This is a genomic window from Nocardia sp. NPDC059236, assembly GCF_042754085.1.
GTDB lineage: Bacteria > Actinomycetota > Actinomycetes > Mycobacteriales > Mycobacteriaceae > Nocardia.
The window spans coordinates 129,780-147,197 of record NZ_JBHZAF010000012.1; the positions used below are offsets into that span (position 1 = coordinate 129,780).

The window sequence follows — 17,418 nt, forward strand, 5'->3', positions numbered from 1 at the left end:
GCAACCTGGTCGGCACTGCGACCTACGGGGCCGCCTGCGCCGTGCGATAGGTGAGGATCCGCTCGCCGATGCGCAGGCTCCACCCGGCCTTCAACTCCGTCGGCCGCTGCCCCACCCGAACCCAGTCCGCCGCACCGGGAGCCGCCACGAAGGTACCGCCCGGCGTCCCCGCGTCCCGCACGTACACCAGGCCGTTCTCGACGAACACCCGCGCGTGCACCCGCGACACGTGCCGATCCCGCGCGATCACGATGGGTGAGGCCACCGCCCGCCGCACCGCCTCGTCGATCATCGGGTCCCGCCCGATCACATACGGGCGATCCAGCGGATACACCGCGCCCTCGGTGCTGGTGAGCGCCCCACCTGCCGCAGCCATGGCAGAGGTCGTGGGCGGCTGCGGCCCGGCGGTGGCGCGGGTTCCGGGCTCGCCGATGTCTTCGGCGCCCGGGCTGTACGCCGCGGTCGGTGGTTGATCCTCCGGGGCGGGGCGATCCTTTCGCCCGGCCGGACGGCCGGAATCGGGTCCGGAGTCGGCCTGTGCCTCGATCCGCACCCGCTTGTCGAGCGCCGGCGCAGGCTGATCCGGACCGGAGTCACCCGCGAGCCGTGAGCCCGGAGCCGGAGTCGTGGCGGCATTGCGGGGATTCACGGGTTCGGCGGCGGGCTCCGGCGGATTCGGAGAAACCTGCTGTCCGGCAGCAGATTCCGCGCTCGGGGCCGGGATGGGTCCTGAGAAACGCGTATGGGAGGGCGTCGGGGTCGGGGCCCGGCGGGTGAGGTCGGCGACCGGAGGGGACTCCGGCGCGGCTTTCGGCGGGGTCTCGCCGGCGCGCGGGGCCGTCAGTCCCGAGACCGGGGCGTGCAGGACGAAACCGCCGCCCACCACGACTCCGGCACGCAGATCGGTGTGCGGCAGTTCGCTGCCCGCGCCGTCGGCGACCACGGTGAGCCGCCGGATCGGATCGCGCACGATTTCGTCGGCCCAGGTCAGGGCGCGTTCCCCGGACAGCAGGCGGGCGCCCTCGGGCCCGTCGACCGCGGCGGTCACCGCGCCGCGCAGCAGGATCAGGATCCCGCCCGCCGTCGGCGCGACCACCCCGAAGGCCGGCGGCTGTGCGGAACTGCTGGTGAACACGGTCGCCGCCAGCCGCTGCGCGATCGCCACACCGGGATCCGCGGCGCTCGCCGCGGTCTCAGCGGCACCGATAATCCGTTCCGTGGACGGACTTTCACCGTGCAGGAAAATGACCACATTCCCGAAGCGGGCGACCAGTCCTGCCCCAGGTATCAACCCGACCGTCGTCGGAATCCGACCCATCCGCGCCTCCCTCTCCCGGCGCCCACAACATCGCAGCCAAGCATAGGACCGTTCCGCGGCGCGGGCATACGGCCGATCCCGACGGGGCGACCGGCGACACGCGTCGACCGGTTTGCGGGAATGCCGCCCCTGGCCGGGATCCGGGCGCGAGGATCGAGGCATCGTGCCGGTGCATCCGGCTCCGGCGTCACCGATGAGGACCGAACCATGAGGGGCACGATCATCAGGACCACCACCGCCGCCGCGATCGGCTGCGCCACGCTCGCGACCGTCGCCGGACTGGCCGCGCCCGCCGGCGCGACCGCGACCCGGGTCGGCATCGACCCGGGCATCAGCTTCGGCTCGGCCACCAACTACGGCACCGGCTGCAGCTACGACATCGACGGCATCGTCGACGACCCGGTCACCCCGGTCGTCTTCTACGACAACGGGATTCCCTTCGCCTACGCCACTCCCTCCGGCGCGCTGGCCCAGACCCGGTGGACGCCCGTCACCGCCGGACCGCACCGCCTGCAGGTCTGGCAGCACCGCCCCGACGGGCAGGACGTCTTCCCGTACGTCGACATCCAGGTCGGCAACGGCCTGCCGACCGGCTCCGGCTGCGGCGTCGCCAACTAGGCACCACCGAACGGAACAATTCTCTCGGCGGTGGGCTGCCCGGCCCTACTCGAAGGCGGCCTGTGCGGCCGGTTCCGCGGCCTTGCGATCCTCGGCGACCAGGCCGATCCGGGTGCGCCGGTCGAGCAGGTCGGAGACGTCCAGCGCGCCCTCGGCCGCGACCGCGAAGGCGAATTCGGCTGCTGTGACGTCCATGCCGGGCGCCACCTCGGCCGCCAGGGCCGAATCCTGTTCCGCTAGCGCGAGCACCTCGGCGGCCTCGCTGCCGTAGCGCTCGACCAGGCGCGGCGGGGCCTGGATGGCATCGCGGGCCGCGCCGGACACCGCGCCCACCAGGGGCAGGCTGCGGGTGCGGCACGGTGCGGCGGCCAGGTGCGCATGCGCCACCGCGGCATCCACCGCGTCCTCGGCCATCTTCCGGTAGGTGGTGAGCTTGCCGCCCACCACGGTGATGACGCCGGTGGGGGAGGTGAGCACGGCGTGCTCACGCGAGATGTCGGCGGTGCTGTCGTCGCCGGTGCGCAGCAGCGGCCGCAGGCCAGCGAAGCTGCCGCGAATATCGCTGCGGCGCAACGGCTCCCGCAGCACCGTGTTCACGGTGTCGAGCAGGAAGTCGATCTCGCCGTCGGTGGCGTGCGGGACGTCCGGCACCGGGCCGGGGGCCTCCTCGTCGGTGAGACCCAGATAGACCCGGTTGTGCGCGGCCGGGAACGCGAAGATGAAACGACTGGTGCTGCCCGGAATCGGCACGGTCAGCGAGGCGGTGAGGCCGCCGAACGCGGCGGCGTCGAACACCAGGTGCGTGCCGCGCGAGGGCCGCAGTTCGATGCTCGGATCCACCTGATCGGCCCACACCCCGGTGGCGTTCACGACGGAACGCGCTGTCACGTCCAGGGTTTCGCCGGTGAGTGTGTCGGTCAGCGTGGCCTTCCCGCCGGTGACATTCATGGCCTCGACCCGGGTCAGTACCGTCGCACCCTCCCGGGCGGCCGTGCGGGCGATGGCCACCACCAGCCGCGCGTCGTCCACCAGCTGCCCGTCCCAGGCCAGCAGTCCACCGCGCAGCCCGGCCCGGCGAACGGTCGGGGCCAGCCGCAGCGCCTCGGCGGCCGCCACCCGCCGCGACCGCGGCAGCACCGAAGCCGGGGTCCCCGCCGCCCGGCGCAGCACGTCGCCGGCCAGGAAGCCGGTGCGCACCAGCATCTTCTGCGCCGCACCGATACTCGGAAGCAAGGGCACCACCTGCGGTAGCGCCCGGGTCAGATGCGGCGCGGTGCGGGTGAGCAGGATGTCGCGCTCGACCGCGCTCTCGTGCGCGATCCCGACCCCGCCGCTGGCCAGATACCGCAGCCCGCCGTGCACCAGCTTGGAACTCCAGCGGCTGGTGCCGAACGCGAAGTCGTGCTTCTCCACCAGTACCGTCCGCAACCCGCGCGCAGCGGCATCGAGCGCGACACCCACACCGGTGATGCCGCCACCGATCACCAGCACGTCGATGGTCGCGTCGTCACCGAGTGCCGACAGCTCCCGCCGCCGCCGTGCCGCGTTGAGCGACGAGCCGGGCCGAGCCGTATTCGAAGTCATGGGAAGGCCTTTCGATCAGTGCCGCTGTCGGTTGTCGTGAATGTGGAGCTACTCGGTCCCCGGCGAGGTGCCGGTGGGGGTCAGGTAGCCGTGCAGGGCGTAGGCGAGTTCGGTGTCGAGGTGGTCGCCGTCCAGAACCGGCGCGAAGGCGGTCGCCGACTGGACCGCGGACTGGGCCATCAGCAGCAGCATGGCGGCCAGCTGCCCGGGATCCCCGGCGCGAATCGAGTTGTCGGCCTGGCCTTCTCGGATGGCGTCGGCGAACAGGTCGATGAGGGCGCGCTGATTGCGGCCCAGCCGCTCGAACACGTAGGTCAGCATGATGTCGGTGTCGGCGCGGAAGATCTTGGCGAACAGGGGATTCCGGCGCATCACCGCGCCGCCGCCGACAATGGCCCCGACCAGCCGCTCGCGCGCGCTGCCCGTGCTGGGCGCGGTGTCGGTGATGATCTCGCGCAGTTCCCGCACCAGCAGGTCCGCCACCAGGGACCCGGTATCGGGCCAGCGGCGGTACACCGTCGGCCGGCTGACGCCGGCGCGGCGGGCCACCTCGGTCAGGGTGGTGCGCCGGACGCCGAATTCGGCCACGCAGGCGCGTGCCGCGTCGAGGATGGCCCGATCGACGGCGGAGGATGGTTCGGTCGAACTCATGGTTGCCACCACCGGAGAGTAGTTGTCGTTACTGCTTGACATTCTATGTCAGACTGTAACGCATGGTCGACACACAAGCAGCTGCCGCGTCCACGGAAAACCCGGGCGAGCCGCAGGTTCGCGCGAGTATGGTGTGGGACGCCTGGGGCTCCCCGTCCGGACACAAACCACTGTCCGAGCAGATTCGGGGACTGCTCGCACAGGTTTTCGGGGTGTCCGGTGAGCCGGTGACCCGTCGCGATGAGGGCGACGTGCCGCTGCGCGCCTCGGCGCTCACGCCGGAACAGCACGCCGGGCTCGTCGCGGTGGTCGGAGCCGAGCACCTGTCGATCGACCATCGCGACCGCCTGCTGCACGCCGGCGGCAAATCCACTCCCGACCTGCTGCGCCGCCGCGCCGCCGGCGAACAGGACGCGCCCGACGCCGTCGTCTTCCCCGCCGATCACGACCAGGTCCTCGCGCTGCTGAAGTACTGCTCCGCCACGGGCATCGCGGTCGTGCCCTTCGGTGGCGGCACCAGCGTGGTCGGCGGCCTGGATCCCGCGCGCGGCCGCTTCCCGGCCGTCGTCGCCCTCGATCTGCGCCGCCTCGACAGCCTCACCGACGTCGATCCGGTCAGCGGCACCGCCACCCTGGGGGCGGGCCTGTCCGGCCCGCAGGCCGAGGAACTGCTTGCCCGCCAGGGCCTTTCGCTCGGCCACTTCCCGCAGAGCTTCGAATACGCCACCATCGGCGGCTTCGCGGCCACCCGCTCCTCGGGCCAGGCCTCGGCCGGCTACGGCCGCTTCGACGACATGATCCAGCGGCTCCGGATCGCCACGCCCGCAGGCGATCTCGACCTCGGCCGCGCGCCCGCCTCGGCCGCCGGGCCCGACCTGCGCGAACTGTTCTCCGGTTCGGAGGGCACCCTCGGCATCATCACCGGCGTCACCCTGTGCGTGCACCCGGTCCCGGAGACCACCGGCTACCAGGCCTGGTCGTTCCCCGACTTCGCCACCGGCGCCAATGCGCTGCGCACCGTCATCCAGGCCGGCGCCGCCCCCACCGTCATGCGCCTGTCCGACGAGGCCGAGACCGGCCTGAACCTGGCCCGCGCCGGGGACATCGGCGGCGCGCCCGTCGGCGGCTGCCTCGCGGTCACCACCTTCGAGGGCACGGCCGCGCACGTGGCCGCCCGCAGTGCCGAGGCCGCCGCCCTGCTGGCCGCCGCCGGCGGCACCGCGCTCGGCGAAACAGCCGCACGGGAATGGGAACACGGCCGCTTCGCCGCGCCCTACCTGCGCGATGCGCTGCTGGACGTGGGCGTGCTCTGCGAGACCCTCGAAACCGCCACCAGCTGGGCCGATCTCGCCAACCTCAAGGCGAAGGTGACCTCGGCGCTGACCGATTCGCTCACCGCCCAGGGCACCCCCGCGCTGGTCATGTGCCACATCTCGCACACCTACCCGACCGGCGCGTCGCTGTACTTCACCGTCGTCGGCAAGCAGGCCGCGGACCCGATCGCGCAGTGGGCCGTCGCCAAGCGTGCCGCGGGCGACGCCATCGTGGCCGCGGGCGGCACCATCACCCACCACCACGCGGTGGGCGCCGACCATCGGCCGTGGATGACCGACGAGATCGGCGATCTGGGTGTGCAGGTGCTGCGCGCGGTGAAGAACGCCGTCGACCCCGCCGGAATCCTCAACCCTGGGAAGCTGATTCCGTGACAACGATCCGCTCCATCGCCCTGGTGACCAATCCGCTGTCCGGTCACGGCAAGGGCGCGCTGGTCGCCGTGGAGGCGGCCAACCGCTTCGCCGCCCGCGGCGTCCAGGTCACCGAGATCCGCGGCGAGTCGGCCGCCGAGAGCGAACGGCTGGTGCGCAAGGCGCTGGCCGACCCGGACGCCCGCCCCGACGCCGTGGTGGCGGCGGGCGGCGACGGACTGGTCGGCGTGGTGCTGCAGGCCCTGGTCGGCACCGGCGTCCCCCTCGGCCTGATCCCCGGCGGCACCGGCAACGACCTCGCCCGCGAACTCGGCGTCCCCGACGACACCGACGCCGCGGTGGCCACGGTCGTGGGCGGGCGGACCCGCGCCATCGATCTCGGCACCGTGGAAACCGAGGAGTCGGGCCGCGCCCTCTGGTTCGCCACCGTCACCGGCACCGGCCTCGACGCGCGAGTCACTCTGCGCGCCAACGCTCTCCGCTGGCCCAACGGCCCGCTGCGCTACACCGTCGCCGCCCTGCTCGAACTCGCGGGCAAGCTGGCCGTGCCCTATCGCATCGAACTGACCGGCTCACCCGACCATCCGGACGGCACCGTCCTGGAACTGGACGCGGTCATGGTCGCCGTCGGCAATACCCGCACCTACGGCGGCGGCATGCTCATCTGCCCCGACGCGCTCATCGACGACGGCCTGCTGGACCTGACCGTGGTCGGGGCCATGTCCCGGCTGGAGATGCTGCGCCTGCTCCCGACCCTGTCCTCCGGCAAGCCCATCGACCATCCCGCCGCGGCCCGGTACCAGGCCCGGGAGATCCGCCTGACCGCTCCCGGTGCGCCCGCCACCGCCGACGGCGACCCGGCCGGACTGCTCCCCGCGCACTTCCGCGCCGCCCGGGGCGCCCTGGACGTGCTGGTCCCCTGACCCCTGCCGTACCGCCCGACCCCGTCCGGTCGATCCGGCAAAAGCAGTGCGCCCCATGTCTTTCGGCATGGGGCGCATTTGTCATATGGGGTCGGAGGAAGGCGGGCTGGAATTGTCACCAGACCTGAAAGACGCCCAAACCTTTCGGGCTCAGCACCACATCCACCGAGCCGTCGGGATGCGCCGCGGCCTCACCGACGACCGCGGGCATATCCGCGAACACGGCATGGCCGTTCTCTATGAGAGTCGAATCGGGTTGCAGCCCCAAGATCACGGCATTATGCGGCGCATACCGGTCGATCAGCGCCGGAATCGGGCTCTCGGCCAGGGCCTGCGTCTCACCGTGATCGAGCTCCACCCCCGCCGCGCTGCTCTGCGGAATCACGAACGGGGTTGCGGCGGAAGCGGTTCCGGCCCCGGCCGATCCGGCCAGACCGAGCCCCGCGCAGGCGGCCGCGGCAAGAGCAAAGGTTCGAACACGCATGATGACTCGCTTTCCAGCGGCGGGAGAGATGTCCTGCGGAGCTGTATCGATTACTGCGGTGAACTGTGACGGCTGGATTCAGCCGGGTAGCCAGAACACATCACCGCAGGTAACCATGGCAAGGCTCGAGTGATTTATGCCACTCCAGCTTGCAAAAGTGATTCAGCTCACATGCGCTGACCGGGCAAATGCGACAGGCGGTCGGAGCGCCGACTAGGACGGGCGTGCGATGAGCAGGTGTCCAGAAATCGGCTTCCGCGGCAGCAACTGGTGATCAACGGTCAGCCCGGCCCGCTCCAGCGCATCCTGCACCTCGGCGACCGGGCGGAGGGTGAATCCGTATGGGGCGAAAGGCATTTTCGCCATGGCGTCCGGGTCGCCGATGCCGATCACCAAGCGGCCCTCGGGGGCGAGGACACGTGCCAGCTCGGTGCAGGCGCGATCCAGATCCGGCACGAAATAGATGGTGTTGCAGGTGATCACGGCATCCAGGGCGGCGTCCGGGAACGGGAGCTCGGTGAGGGAGCCCTCGGCCAGGCGCAGACGGTCGGACGAGACGTCGGCCGCGAACTCCGATCGGGCCCGCGCCAGCATGTCGGGAGAGAGCTCGACACCGGTCACCGTGCCGGACCCGATCCGGCCCAGTAGCAGGGTCAGCCCGATGCCCCCGCCGAATCCGATATCGGCGGCCGCGTCACCGGCGGCCACCTCGGTCGCCGCCACCGCGGCCTCGATCATCGGCCGGTTACCGCGATTGAGAAGGCGCGCCAAGCCCTTGCCCAGCACTCCGTGCGGATTTCCCAGCTGCCCGGCGACCGTCGACATCACCCGCGAGACAATCGGATTCATGCTCGACAGGTTACCCGCCGGTCGCTCCGCCGGGACCTCGCAATGCGCTTGTCACGACGCGAAAACAATGCGGCGGACGCAACGTCGATGCAACGAAATCTGGTCTACCCTGGCCCATTTGGGCCAGAACCTGAGAATTGCCTTTGGATCCGGGAAGGAGGCCCGAAACGGCGGTAGGCTGACCACCGAGGGCGAGGCTTCCGGTGTCCCTCATCCGTCGGAAGCCTCGCCCTTCGGCTATCCATCCGGGCTCCCTGCGGCGGTAAATCAGGCCTAGGAAAAACCCGGTCGTTCGGCGATAATCCCAGCCCTTAGAATCGACCGGTGACCAGCGCAGCCTCTGAGAACCCGCGTAATCGTGCCGATGCCCTCCCCAAGAGCTGGAACCCCAGCGATGTCGAGGCCGACCTGTACGAGCGCTGGGTAGCCGCCGGTTACTTCACCGCCGACCCGGGCAGCGCCAAGCCCGCCTACTCGATCGTGCTGCCCCCGCCGAACGTCACCGGCACCCTGCACATGGGCCACGCTCTCGACCACACCCTCATGGACCTGCTCACCCGCCGCAAGCGCATGCAGGGCTTCGAGGTGCTGTGGCTGCCCGGCATGGACCACGCGGGCATCGCCACGCAGACCGTGGTTGAGAAGCAGCTCGCCGTCGACGGCAAGACCAAGGAAGATTTCGGCCGCGAACTGTTCGTCGACAAGGTCTGGGACTGGAAGCGCGAATCCGGCGGCCAGATCCAGGGCCAGATGCGTCGCCTCGGCGACGGCGTGGACTGGAGCCGCGACCGCTTCACCATGGACGACGGGCTCTCCCGCGCCGTGCAGACCATCTTCAAGCGCCTCTACGACGCGGGCCTCATCTACCGCGCCGAGCGCCTGGTGAACTGGTCGCCGGTGCTGCAGACCGGCATCTCCGACCTCGAGGTGGACCACAAGGAGGTCGAGGGCGAACTCGTCTCCCTGCGCTACGGCTCGCTGAACGACGATGAGCCGCACGTGATCGTGGCCACCACCCGGGTGGAGACGATGCTGGGTGACACGGCCGTCGCGGTGCATCCGGACGACGAGCGGTACCAGGCCCTCATCGGCACCACGGTCTACCACCCGATCACCGGCCGCCAGATCCCCATCGTCGCCGACGACTACGTGGACCCCGAATTCGGTTCCGGCGCGGTCAAGATCACCCCGGCGCACGACCCCAACGACTTCGAGCTCGGCCTGCGCCACAACCTGCCCATGCCCACCATCATGGACAAGACCGGCAAGATCGCCGACAGCGGAACCGAATTCGACGGCATGGACCGCTTCGAGGCCCGGCTCAAGATCCGCGAGCGGCTCGAGGCCGAGGGCCGCGTGGTCGGGCGCAAGTATCCCTACATCCACCAGGTCGGCCACTCCGAGCGCTCCGGCGAACCCATCGAACCCCGCCTGTCCATGCAGTGGTGGGTGAAGGTCGAGGGCATCGCCAAGGCCGCCGGTGACGCGGTCCGCAACGGCGACGTCAAGATCCACCCCGCCAGCCAGGAACCGCGCTGGTTCGAGTGGGTCGACAACATGCACGACTGGAACATCTCGCGCCAGCTGTGGTGGGGTCACCGCATCCCGATCTGGTACGGCCCCGAGGGCGAGATCGTCTGCGTCGGACCCGACGAGCAGGCCCCCGAGGGCTACGTCCAGGACCCGGACGTGCTCGACACCTGGTTCTCCTCGGGCCTGTGGCCCTTCTCCACCATGGGCTGGCCGGACGCGACGACCGAGCTGAGCAAGTTCTATCCGACCAGCGTGCTGGTCACCGGCTACGACATCCTCTTCTTCTGGGTCGCCCGGATGATGATGTTCGGCATGTTCGTCTCCGACGACTCGGTGCTCACCGTCGGCAAGGACCCGAACCAGAAGCAGGTCCCGTTCCAGGACGTGTTCCTGCACGGCCTGATTCGCGACGAGTTCGGCAAGAAGATGTCCAAGTCGCGCGGCAACGGCATCGACCCGCTGGACTGGATCAACGAATACGGCGCCGACGCAACCCGATTCACCCTCGCCCGCGGCGCGCAGCCCGGTGGCGACCTCTCGGTCGGCACCCCGCACGTGACGGCCTCGCGCAGCTTCATCACCAAGCTGTTCAACGCCACCAAGTTCGCGCTCATGAACGGCGCGCAGCCGGGCGAACTGCCCGCGCGCGAGAGCCTCACCGACACCGACCGCTGGATCCTGGACCGCCTCGACGAGGTCGTCACCGAAGTCGATGCGGCCCTGGACCGTTACGAGTTCAGCAAGGCCCTCGAAGGTCTGTACCACTTCGCGTGGGACGAATTCTGCAGCTGGTACCTGGAATTGGCGAAGGTGCAGTTCGCCGAGTCCGAGGAGCGCGCGGCGAGCACCCGCCTGGTGCTCGGCACCGTCCTGGACGCCGTGCTGCGCCTGCTGCATCCCGCCGTCCCGTTCGTCACCGAGACGCTGTGGCAGGCCCTCACCGACGGCGCCGAGGGCGAGTCCATCGTCATCTCCGCCTGGCCGGCCGTCTCCGGCGCCACCGCCGACGCGGTTGCGGCCCGCCGGGTTTCGGACACCCAGAAGCTGATCACCGAGATCCGCCGCTTCCGCTCCGACCAGGGCCTGGCCGACAGCCAGAAGGTGGCCGCCAAGCTCAACGGCATCGACACCGCCGACCTGCTCGCCCAGGAGGCCGGTATCGCCAACCTGGCCAAGCTCACCCCGGCCGGTGACGGCTTCGCCGCCACCGCCTCGCTCGAGGTGCGCCTGAGCACCGCCACGGTGACCGTCGAGATCGACACCTCCGGCACGGTCGACCTCGACGCCGAGCGCCGCCGTCTGGAGAAGGACCTCGCCGCCGCCCAGAAGGAACTGGCCGGCACCACCGGCAAGCTCGGCAACGAGGCGTTCCTGGCCAAGGCCCCCGAGGACGTGGTCGCGAAGATCAAGGCGCGCAAGGAGATCGCCGAGGGCGACGTCGAGCGGATCACCGCCCGCCTCGCCGAGATCGCCAAGCTGGCGGCCCAGTGAACGACGAACCGGAGCGTCAGTACGCCGAGGGAGCCCCGCTGAGCAGCGGCACCTCGCCGGTGGACCTGGCCGAGATGGCGCTGGTCGAGGCCGAACTCGACCAGCGCTGGCCGGAAACCAAGATCGAGCCGTCGCTCACCCGCATCGCGACGCTGATGGACCTGCTGGGCTCGCCCCAGCAGTCCTATCCGGCCATCCACGTCGCCGGCACCAACGGCAAGACGTCGGTCACCCGCATGATCGACTCGCTGCTCACCGCGCTGCACCGGCGCACCGGGCGCATCACCAGCCCGCACCTGCAGCTGGCCACCGAGCGCATCGCCATCGACAACGCGCCCATCACGCCCGGGCGCTATGTCGAGATCTACCGCGAACTGCTGCCGTACGTGGAGATGATCGACGCGCAGTCGAAAGCCGTAGGCGGCCCGGCCATGTCGAAGTTCGAGGTGCTGACCGGAATGGCCTACGCGGCCTTCGCCGAAGCGCCCGTGGACGTGGCCGTGGTGGAAACCGGGATGGGCGGTCGCTGGGACGCCACCAATGTGATCGACGGCCAGGTCGCAGTCATCACCCCGATCGGGTTGGACCACATCGACTATCTCGGCCCCGACCTCACCTCCATCGCGGGGGAGAAGGCCGGGATCATCAAGCAGGCCCCCGCCGACGAACTCGTCCCGCGCGACACCGTCGCCGTCATCGCCCAGCAGGAACCCGAGGCCATGGAGGTGCTGCTGCGCCGCGCGGTCGAGGTCGACGCGGCGGTCGCCCGCGAGGGCGCGGAGTTCCAGGTGCTGTCGCGTCGCGTCGCCATCGGCGGCCAGATGCTGGAGCTGCAGGGGCTCGGCGGCGTCTACGACGAGATCTTCCTGCCCATGCACGGCGAGCACCAGGCCCGCAACGCGGTGCTGGCGCTGGCCGCGGTCGAGGCGTTCTTCGGCGCGGGCGCGTCCCGGCAGCTCGACATCGACTCCGTACGAGCCGGATTCGCGGCCGCCGTCAGCCCCGGCCGGATGGAGCGCATGCGCAGTGCGCCCACCATCTTCATCGACGCCGCCCACAACCCGCACGGTGCCGCGGCCCTGGCGGCCACGCTGACCAGTGAATTCGAGTTCCGCAAACTGGTCGGCGTGATCGCGGTGCTGGGCGACAAGGACGCCGGCGGCATCCTCGACGCCCTGGAACCGGTCTTCGACGAGATCGTCGTCACCGAGAACGGCTCCCCGCGCGCCCTGCCCGTCGACGACCTGGCCAACCTCGCGGTCCAGCGCTTCGGCGACGAACGCGTGGCCGTCGCCCACGACCTGGCCGACGCCATCGAGACCGCCATCGCCCTAGCCGAGGGTGGGGAGGACGGCGAACTGGTCTCCGGTGCGGGCATAGTCATCACCGGCTCGGTCGTCACCGCCGGGGCCGCCCGCAGCCTGTTCGGAAAGGATCCCGCATGACCTCCGACGCCACGCCCGACGTCCCGCCGCCCGCCACCGACCCGTGGAAGGGCCTGCGCGGCGTCATGGCCGGCACCCTGGTCCTCGAGGCCATCACCGTGCTGCTGGCGCTGCCGGTGATCGGCGCGGTCGGCGGCGGCCTGCGCTGGTGGTCCGTCCTCTACGTGGTCGGCCTGGCCGTGGTCATGTTCCTGGGCGCCGGCCTGCAGCGCCGGCCCTGGGCCATCCCGTTCAACCTGACCCTGCAGGCGGCACTGCTGCTCGGCGGCTTCATCCACCTGTCGATCCTGGTGATCGGCGTGGTCTTCGTCGCCGTCTGGGCCTTCATCCTGTTCCTGCGCTCCGATGTGCAGAAACGGATGAACGCGGGCCAGCTGCCCAGCCAGCGCATGTCCGGAGCCTGAATACTTCCCGACAATCCACGCAGACCGGGGCCTCCACCCGGTCTGCGTTTTTCCTGCTGAGTGGCCGCCGGTTAAGGTTGCGGCGTGACTGAGCAGACGTTGGTACTCATCAAGCCCGACGGCGTGGCCCGCGGCCTCGTCGGGGAGATCATCACCCGGATCGAGCGCAAGGGTCTGAAGATCGCGGCGCTGAAGCTCGTGAACGTCTCGCCCGAGCTGGCCGCCGTGCACTACGCCGAGCATGCCGAGCGCCCGTTCTTCGGATCGCTCATCGAATTCATCACTTCCGGCCCGGTGGTCGCGGCCGTGCTCGAGGGCCCGCGCGCCATCACCGCGTTCCGTCAGATCGCGGGTGGCACCGACCCGGTCGAGAAGGCCGTCCCCGGCAGCATCCGCGGCGACTACGCTCTCGAGACCCAGTACAACCTCGTGCACGGCTCCGACTCGCCCGAGTCCGCCAAGCGCGAGATCTCGCTCTGGTTCCCGGAATTCGCGCTCTGAACCCGTGCGGGGCACCGCTCCCCGCACACACTCGATAGGTCTGGGGGAGACCCCGAAGGCAGAGGCAGCCGTCCGCCCCTGCGCCCCGGAAGGCAGGCGCGGGCGGGCGGCCCTCCGCCGCACACCGGTCGGATGCGGCGCGGTCCGCGTGAGGCTCGCGAGACCCGCTCCGGGCCGCGCGGGCACGACGCCCCGGCGTGGTGTGGGATACTGGCTCTGGAAGTGACCGACGCCGGCCGTTTGCGGCAGGTGCCGATCACCTTCGAATTGACACCGCGGAGCGACGGACGATCATCGCTGCCGCCGACGGCTTCCAAGACTCGGCCGCCGGGCAGGCACGCTGGATGAACGCTCGTGACACGGAGTTGAGCCAAACCAAACCAGGCGCCACGTGACCTGTTAGCCCGAACGACGAGATATTGGTGATAACGGGGCACGCGGCGCGAAGACTTACGATCTCGCGCCCCTGGGCGTGAGGCCAACAAGACAGCGCCCCCGCGTCGGCCGCGTCGCTCCTCGGAGGAACGCGCCCGGGGGCCCCGAGGAGATTTCGTGGCCGATCAAGAGCCGCTGGAAGCATCGCAGAGCAACGGTCAAGGGGAGGGCGCTCAGATCACCCCGGCTGCCGAACAATTGCCGGAACGGATCCGAGTGCACGCACTGGCGAAGCTGCTGGGCACTACCAGCAAACGTATTCTGGCCCACCTGACCGAGATGGGCGCGCAGGCGCGAAGCCCGCAATCGAGTCTGGACCGCACCGTCGCCGAAACCGTCCGCGACGCCTTCGGCCCGCGTGACGTCGAGCTCGTCGAACCTGCCCCGGCCGGGCCCGAGCCGATCGCCGAGGCCACCGTCGACGCGGCCATCGCCGCCGGCGACGACCGGGCGGCCGACGAGATCGCCGCCGAGGAGGTGGAGGCCGTCGAGGACACCGCGGGCGCCGCGCCCGCGGTCAAGCAGACCACCCTGTTCGCGAGCCCGTTCCAGGCCAAGCCGCTGCTCGAGGAGCCGGTCCAGTACCAGCCGTCCGCCGTGGTGGCCGCGCCGCTGTTCCAGGCGCCGGATGCCGCGGCGGCCGAGGACGCCCGCCGCCAGCGCCGCGCCGAGCGCGCCGGTCGCAAGGCCCGGGCCGAGGAGCAGGTCGCCGAGGAGCAGGAGCTCGAGGCCAAGGCCGTCACCGAGGAAGCCGCGTCCGAGGACACCGAGGACGAGGGCGAGTGGGACGGCGACCAGGACCGCGACCAGCGCGGTGAAGGCACCTCGCGGCGTCGCCGCCGGGGTCGCCGGGGTCGCGGCCGCGGTCGTGGCGAACAGCACGGCGACAACGACACCGATGAGGCCGAGGGCGACGAGCAGCCCGAGGGCGAGGCCGACGAGTCGGCCGAATCCGCCGACACCGACGTCGCCGAGGACGAGGACGAGGGCGCGGCCGTGCCCGAGGGCTCGAGCAGCCGTCGCCGCCGTCGCCGTCGCCGCCGCAAGGGCGGAGACGACAACGAGCCCGAGGCCGCCGACGACGATCCGCCGAACACCGTCGTGCACGAGCGCGAGCCGCGCAGCAAGCGCCGCGCCGCGCAGGTGGACGAGGTGCAGGGCATCAGCGGTTCGACCCGCCTGGAGGCCAAGCGCCAGCGCCGCCGGGACGGTCGCGAGGCCGGCCGCCGGCGTCCGCCCATCCTGACCGAGTCGGAGTTCCTGGCCCGCCGCGAAGCGGTGGACCGGGTGATGGTGGTGCGCGAGAAGCACTTCTCCGAGCACCCCACCTCCACTACCCAGGTCGCCGTGCTCGAGGACAACATCCTGGTCGAGCACTTCGTGACCTCCACGGGGTCGGCGTCCATGGTCGGCAATGTGTACCTGGGCAAGGTGCAGAACGTGCTGCCGTCGATGGAGGCGGCGTTCGTCGACATCGGCCGCGGCCGCAACGGCGTGCTGTACGCGGGTGAGGTGAACTGGGAGGCCGCCGGTCTGGGCGGCAAGGAGCGCAAGATCGAGCAGGCGCTGCGGCCCGGTGACACCGTGCTGGTGCAGGTCTCGAAGGATCCGGTGGGCCACAAGGGCGCCCGCCTGACCACGCAGATCAGCCTGGCCGGTCGCTTCCTGGTGTACGTGCCGGGCGGTACCTCGACCGGTATCTCCCGCAAGCTGCCCGACACCGAGCGCAAGCGGCTCAAGGAGATCCTCCGCGACATCGTGCCGCAGGACGCGGGCGTCATCATCCGCACCGCGTCGGAGGGTGTCTCCGAGGCCGAGCTGGCCCGCGACGTGGAACGGCTGCAGGCGACCTGGCGCACCATCGAGGAGCAGTCCAAGAACGGCTCGGGCGCGCCCAAGACCCTGTACGAAGAGCCGGACCTGCTGGTCAAGGTGGTCCGCGACCTGTTCAACGAGGACTTCTCCAAGCTGGTCATCGAGGGCGAGCGCGCCTGGACCACAGTGGAGAACTACGTCCGCACGGTCGCCCCGGACATGCTGGCCCGGGTCGAGCGCCACGAGAACAACGGCGTGGACGTGTTCGGTTCCCTGCGCATCGACGAGCAGTTGGCCAAGGCGCTCGACCGCAAGGTGTGGCTGCCCTCCGGCGGCACCCTGGTGATCGACCGCACCGAGGCCATGACCGTCATCGACGTCAACACCGGCAAGTTCACCGGGTCGGGCGGGTCGAATCTCGAAGAGACCGTGACCCGCAACAACCTGGAGGCGGCCGAGGAGATCGTGCGCCAGATGCGGCTGCGCGATATCGGCGGCATGATCGTCGTCGACTTCATCGACATGGTCCTGGAGTCGAACCGGGATCTGGTGCTGCGCCGCCTCACCGAGGCGCTGGGCCGGGACCGCACCCGCCACCAGGTGTCCGAGGTCACCTCGCTGGGCCTGGTCCAGATGACCCGCAAGAAGCTGGGCACCGGCCTGGTCGAGGCGTTCTCCACCACCTGCGAGACCTGCCACGGCCGCGGCATCCTGGTGCACAACTACCCCGTCGAGTCGTCGGCTCCGGCCGGGGATAGCGGCGAGGGTGTGAGCCGTCGCGAGGGTTCGCGCCGTCGCCGCAAGGACCGCAGCGCGGCCGCCGCCGAGGCCCCGGCCGTCGAGCCGGTGGTCGAGGAGAAGGCCGAGGAGCACGAGGTCAAGGCCGAGCAGGCCGCGGCCAAGCGCGCCCACCCGGTCGCCGTGGCCATGGCCGCGCACGCCGCCGAGGAGGCCGTGCACGCGGCGGACGAGGACGCCCTCGCGGCCGCCGATGCCGCGAATGTGGTGCTGGCCGAGGGTGAATCGGTGAGCGTGGCCGATGTCGCGGCCGCCGAGTCCGTCATCGTCCGCGAGGCCGAGAACGCCGCCGCCGAGGCCGCCCTGGCCGAACGCGCGGTGTCCGAGATCGAGACCGCCACCGAGGAGGCGGCGGTCGAGACCGCGCCGGCCACCAACGGCACCGCGCCCGCGGTGGACACCAGCGTGGTCGAGTCCGAGCCCGTGGCAACGGAATCGCCGATCGCAGAGGCCCACGCGGCCGTCGCCGCCGTGGCCGCCGCGGAAGCGCAGCCCGGTCGTCGTCCCACCCGTCGCCGGGTGGCGCGCACGGCCTCGGCCCCGGCCGCCGACAGCCAGGGCGCGGTGTTCGTGCTCTCCAGCGCGGATCAGTCCGACAAGCCGGGCTTCAACCTGGACGACCTGGCTCCCGCCGCGGTGCCGCCGCGGTCCCGCCCGCGTCGCCGGGCCGCGGGCCGTCCCGCCGGTGCGCCGGAGGGTGAGAACTAGCCGGCTCCCGTCAGCCGACCCGTGGCCCCGCCGAATTCCGGCGGGGCCACGGCCTTTTCGGGCGGTGACGAACACCATCGGTGGTGGGCGGCGGCCCGGTTTGGAGGGGGTCGGCGGTGTCCTGTAGTCTTGGTCAGTCGCTGCCCCCTGCGACG

General features: G+C 70.9%; 13 protein-coding genes. 8 read left to right on the forward strand and 5 right to left on the reverse strand.

The annotated features are described in order from the left end of the window. Positions 1 to 22 precede the first annotated feature (22 nt). Positions 23 to 1,318 (reverse strand): FHA domain-containing protein, encoded by a 1,296-nt coding sequence (locus ACFXIV_RS29070; protein WP_379398907.1) that lies wholly within the window; start codon positions 1,316 to 1,318, stop codon positions 23 to 25. Positions 1,319 to 1,525: 207 nt separating this feature from the next. Here ACFXIV_RS29070 and ACFXIV_RS29075 point away from each other — a divergent pair, with 207 nt between their 5' ends. Beyond that, entirely contained in the window at positions 1,526 to 1,936 is a 411-nt protein-coding gene (locus ACFXIV_RS29075) for a hypothetical protein (protein WP_379398906.1), read from the forward strand. 45 nt (positions 1,937 to 1,981) lie between these two features. Here ACFXIV_RS29075 and ACFXIV_RS29080 read toward each other — a convergent pair whose 3' ends face one another. Together ACFXIV_RS29080 and ACFXIV_RS29085 are read right to left on the reverse strand one after the other, a co-directional pair. Beyond that, positions 1,982 to 3,520 (reverse strand): glycerol-3-phosphate dehydrogenase/oxidase, encoded by a 1,539-nt coding sequence (locus ACFXIV_RS29080; RefSeq protein WP_379398905.1) that lies wholly within the window; start codon positions 3,518 to 3,520, stop codon positions 1,982 to 1,984. A 48-nt stretch (positions 3,521 to 3,568) separates the two neighbouring features. Next, positions 3,569 to 4,171: a TetR/AcrR family transcriptional regulator gene (locus ACFXIV_RS29085; protein ID WP_379382530.1), complete on the reverse strand. Its 603-nt coding sequence runs from the start codon at positions 4,169 to 4,171 to the stop codon at positions 3,569 to 3,571. Positions 4,172 to 4,299: 128 nt separating this feature from the next. Here ACFXIV_RS29085 and ACFXIV_RS29090 point away from each other — a divergent pair, with 128 nt between their 5' ends. Together ACFXIV_RS29090 and ACFXIV_RS29095 are read left to right on the forward strand one after the other, a co-directional pair. Further along, a complete protein-coding gene (locus ACFXIV_RS29090; protein ID WP_379399029.1) occupies positions 4,300 to 5,877 on the forward strand; it encodes an FAD-binding oxidoreductase in 1,578 nt (525 codons plus the stop codon). Then, a complete protein-coding gene (locus ACFXIV_RS29095; RefSeq protein ID WP_379398904.1) occupies positions 5,874 to 6,800 on the forward strand; it encodes a diacylglycerol/lipid kinase family protein in 927 nt (308 codons plus the stop codon). The genes ACFXIV_RS29090 and ACFXIV_RS29095 overlap by 4 nt, the downstream gene beginning before the upstream one ends. Before the next feature lie 115 nt (positions 6,801 to 6,915). Here ACFXIV_RS29095 and ACFXIV_RS29100 read toward each other — a convergent pair whose 3' ends face one another. Next, the gene (locus ACFXIV_RS29100; RefSeq protein ID WP_379398903.1) at positions 6,916 to 7,284 is read right to left on the reverse strand and encodes a hypothetical protein; all 369 of its coding nucleotides are present in this window, start codon (positions 7,282 to 7,284) and stop codon (positions 6,916 to 6,918) included. Between the two features lie 213 nt (positions 7,285 to 7,497). After that, positions 7,498 to 8,133 (reverse strand): class I SAM-dependent methyltransferase, encoded by a 636-nt coding sequence (locus tag ACFXIV_RS29105; protein WP_379398902.1) that lies wholly within the window; start codon positions 8,131 to 8,133, stop codon positions 7,498 to 7,500. Positions 8,134 to 8,457: 324 nt separating this feature from the next. Between ACFXIV_RS29105 and ACFXIV_RS29110 the strand changes: the two genes are divergently transcribed. The 5 genes from ACFXIV_RS29110 to ACFXIV_RS29130 all read left to right on the forward strand — a co-directional run bounded on the left by ACFXIV_RS29110 (position 8,458) and on the right by ACFXIV_RS29130 (position 17,263). Continuing rightward, a complete protein-coding gene (locus ACFXIV_RS29110; protein WP_379398901.1) occupies positions 8,458 to 11,157 on the forward strand; it encodes a valine--tRNA ligase in 2,700 nt (899 codons plus the stop codon). 74 nt (positions 11,158 to 11,231) lie between these two features. Beyond that, positions 11,232 to 12,602, forward strand: coding sequence for a bifunctional folylpolyglutamate synthase/dihydrofolate synthase (locus ACFXIV_RS29115; RefSeq protein ID WP_379399028.1), 1,371 nt, complete (start codon positions 11,232 to 11,234; stop codon positions 12,600 to 12,602). Continuing rightward, on the forward strand, positions 12,599 to 13,006 hold the full coding sequence (locus ACFXIV_RS29120; protein ID WP_379398900.1) for a DUF4233 domain-containing protein: 408 nt from the start codon (positions 12,599 to 12,601) through the stop codon (positions 13,004 to 13,006). Before ACFXIV_RS29115 ends, ACFXIV_RS29120 begins: the two co-directional genes overlap by 4 nt. 84 nt (positions 13,007 to 13,090) lie before the next feature. Further along, positions 13,091 to 13,507 (forward strand): nucleoside-diphosphate kinase, encoded by a 417-nt coding sequence (ndk, locus tag ACFXIV_RS29125; protein ID WP_354834836.1) that lies wholly within the window; start codon positions 13,091 to 13,093, stop codon positions 13,505 to 13,507. A gap of 552 nt (positions 13,508 to 14,059) precedes the next feature. Next, the gene (locus ACFXIV_RS29130; protein WP_379398899.1) at positions 14,060 to 17,263 is read left to right on the forward strand and encodes a translation initiation factor IF-2 N-terminal domain-containing protein; all 3,204 of its coding nucleotides are present in this window, start codon (positions 14,060 to 14,062) and stop codon (positions 17,261 to 17,263) included. Positions 17,264 to 17,418 lie beyond the last annotated feature (155 nt).

Bases quoted from the DNA above. Each gene is read 5' to 3' on its own strand.
- ACFXIV_RS29070 (WP_379398907.1), bottom strand. From the start codon at position 1,318: ATGGGTCGGATTCCGACGACGGTCGGGTTGATACCTGGGGCAGGACTG.
- ACFXIV_RS29075 (WP_379398906.1), top strand. From the start codon at position 1,526: ATGAGGGGCACGATCATCAGGACCACCACCGCCGCCGCGATCGGCTGC.
- ACFXIV_RS29080 (WP_379398905.1), bottom strand. From the start codon at position 3,520: ATGACTTCGAATACGGCTCGGCCCGGCTCGTCGCTCAACGCGGCACGG.
- ACFXIV_RS29085 (WP_379382530.1), bottom strand. From the start codon at position 4,171: ATGAGTTCGACCGAACCATCCTCCGCCGTCGATCGGGCCATCCTCGAC.
- ACFXIV_RS29090 (WP_379399029.1), top strand. From the start codon at position 4,300: ATGGTGTGGGACGCCTGGGGCTCCCCGTCCGGACACAAACCACTGTCC.
- ACFXIV_RS29100 (WP_379398903.1), bottom strand. From the start codon at position 7,284: ATGCGTGTTCGAACCTTTGCTCTTGCCGCGGCCGCCTGCGCGGGGCTC.
- ACFXIV_RS29105 (WP_379398902.1), bottom strand. From the start codon at position 8,133: ATGAATCCGATTGTCTCGCGGGTGATGTCGACGGTCGCCGGGCAGCTG.
- ACFXIV_RS29115 (WP_379399028.1), top strand. From the start codon at position 11,232: ATGGCGCTGGTCGAGGCCGAACTCGACCAGCGCTGGCCGGAAACCAAG.
- ACFXIV_RS29120 (WP_379398900.1), top strand. From the start codon at position 12,599: ATGACCTCCGACGCCACGCCCGACGTCCCGCCGCCCGCCACCGACCCG.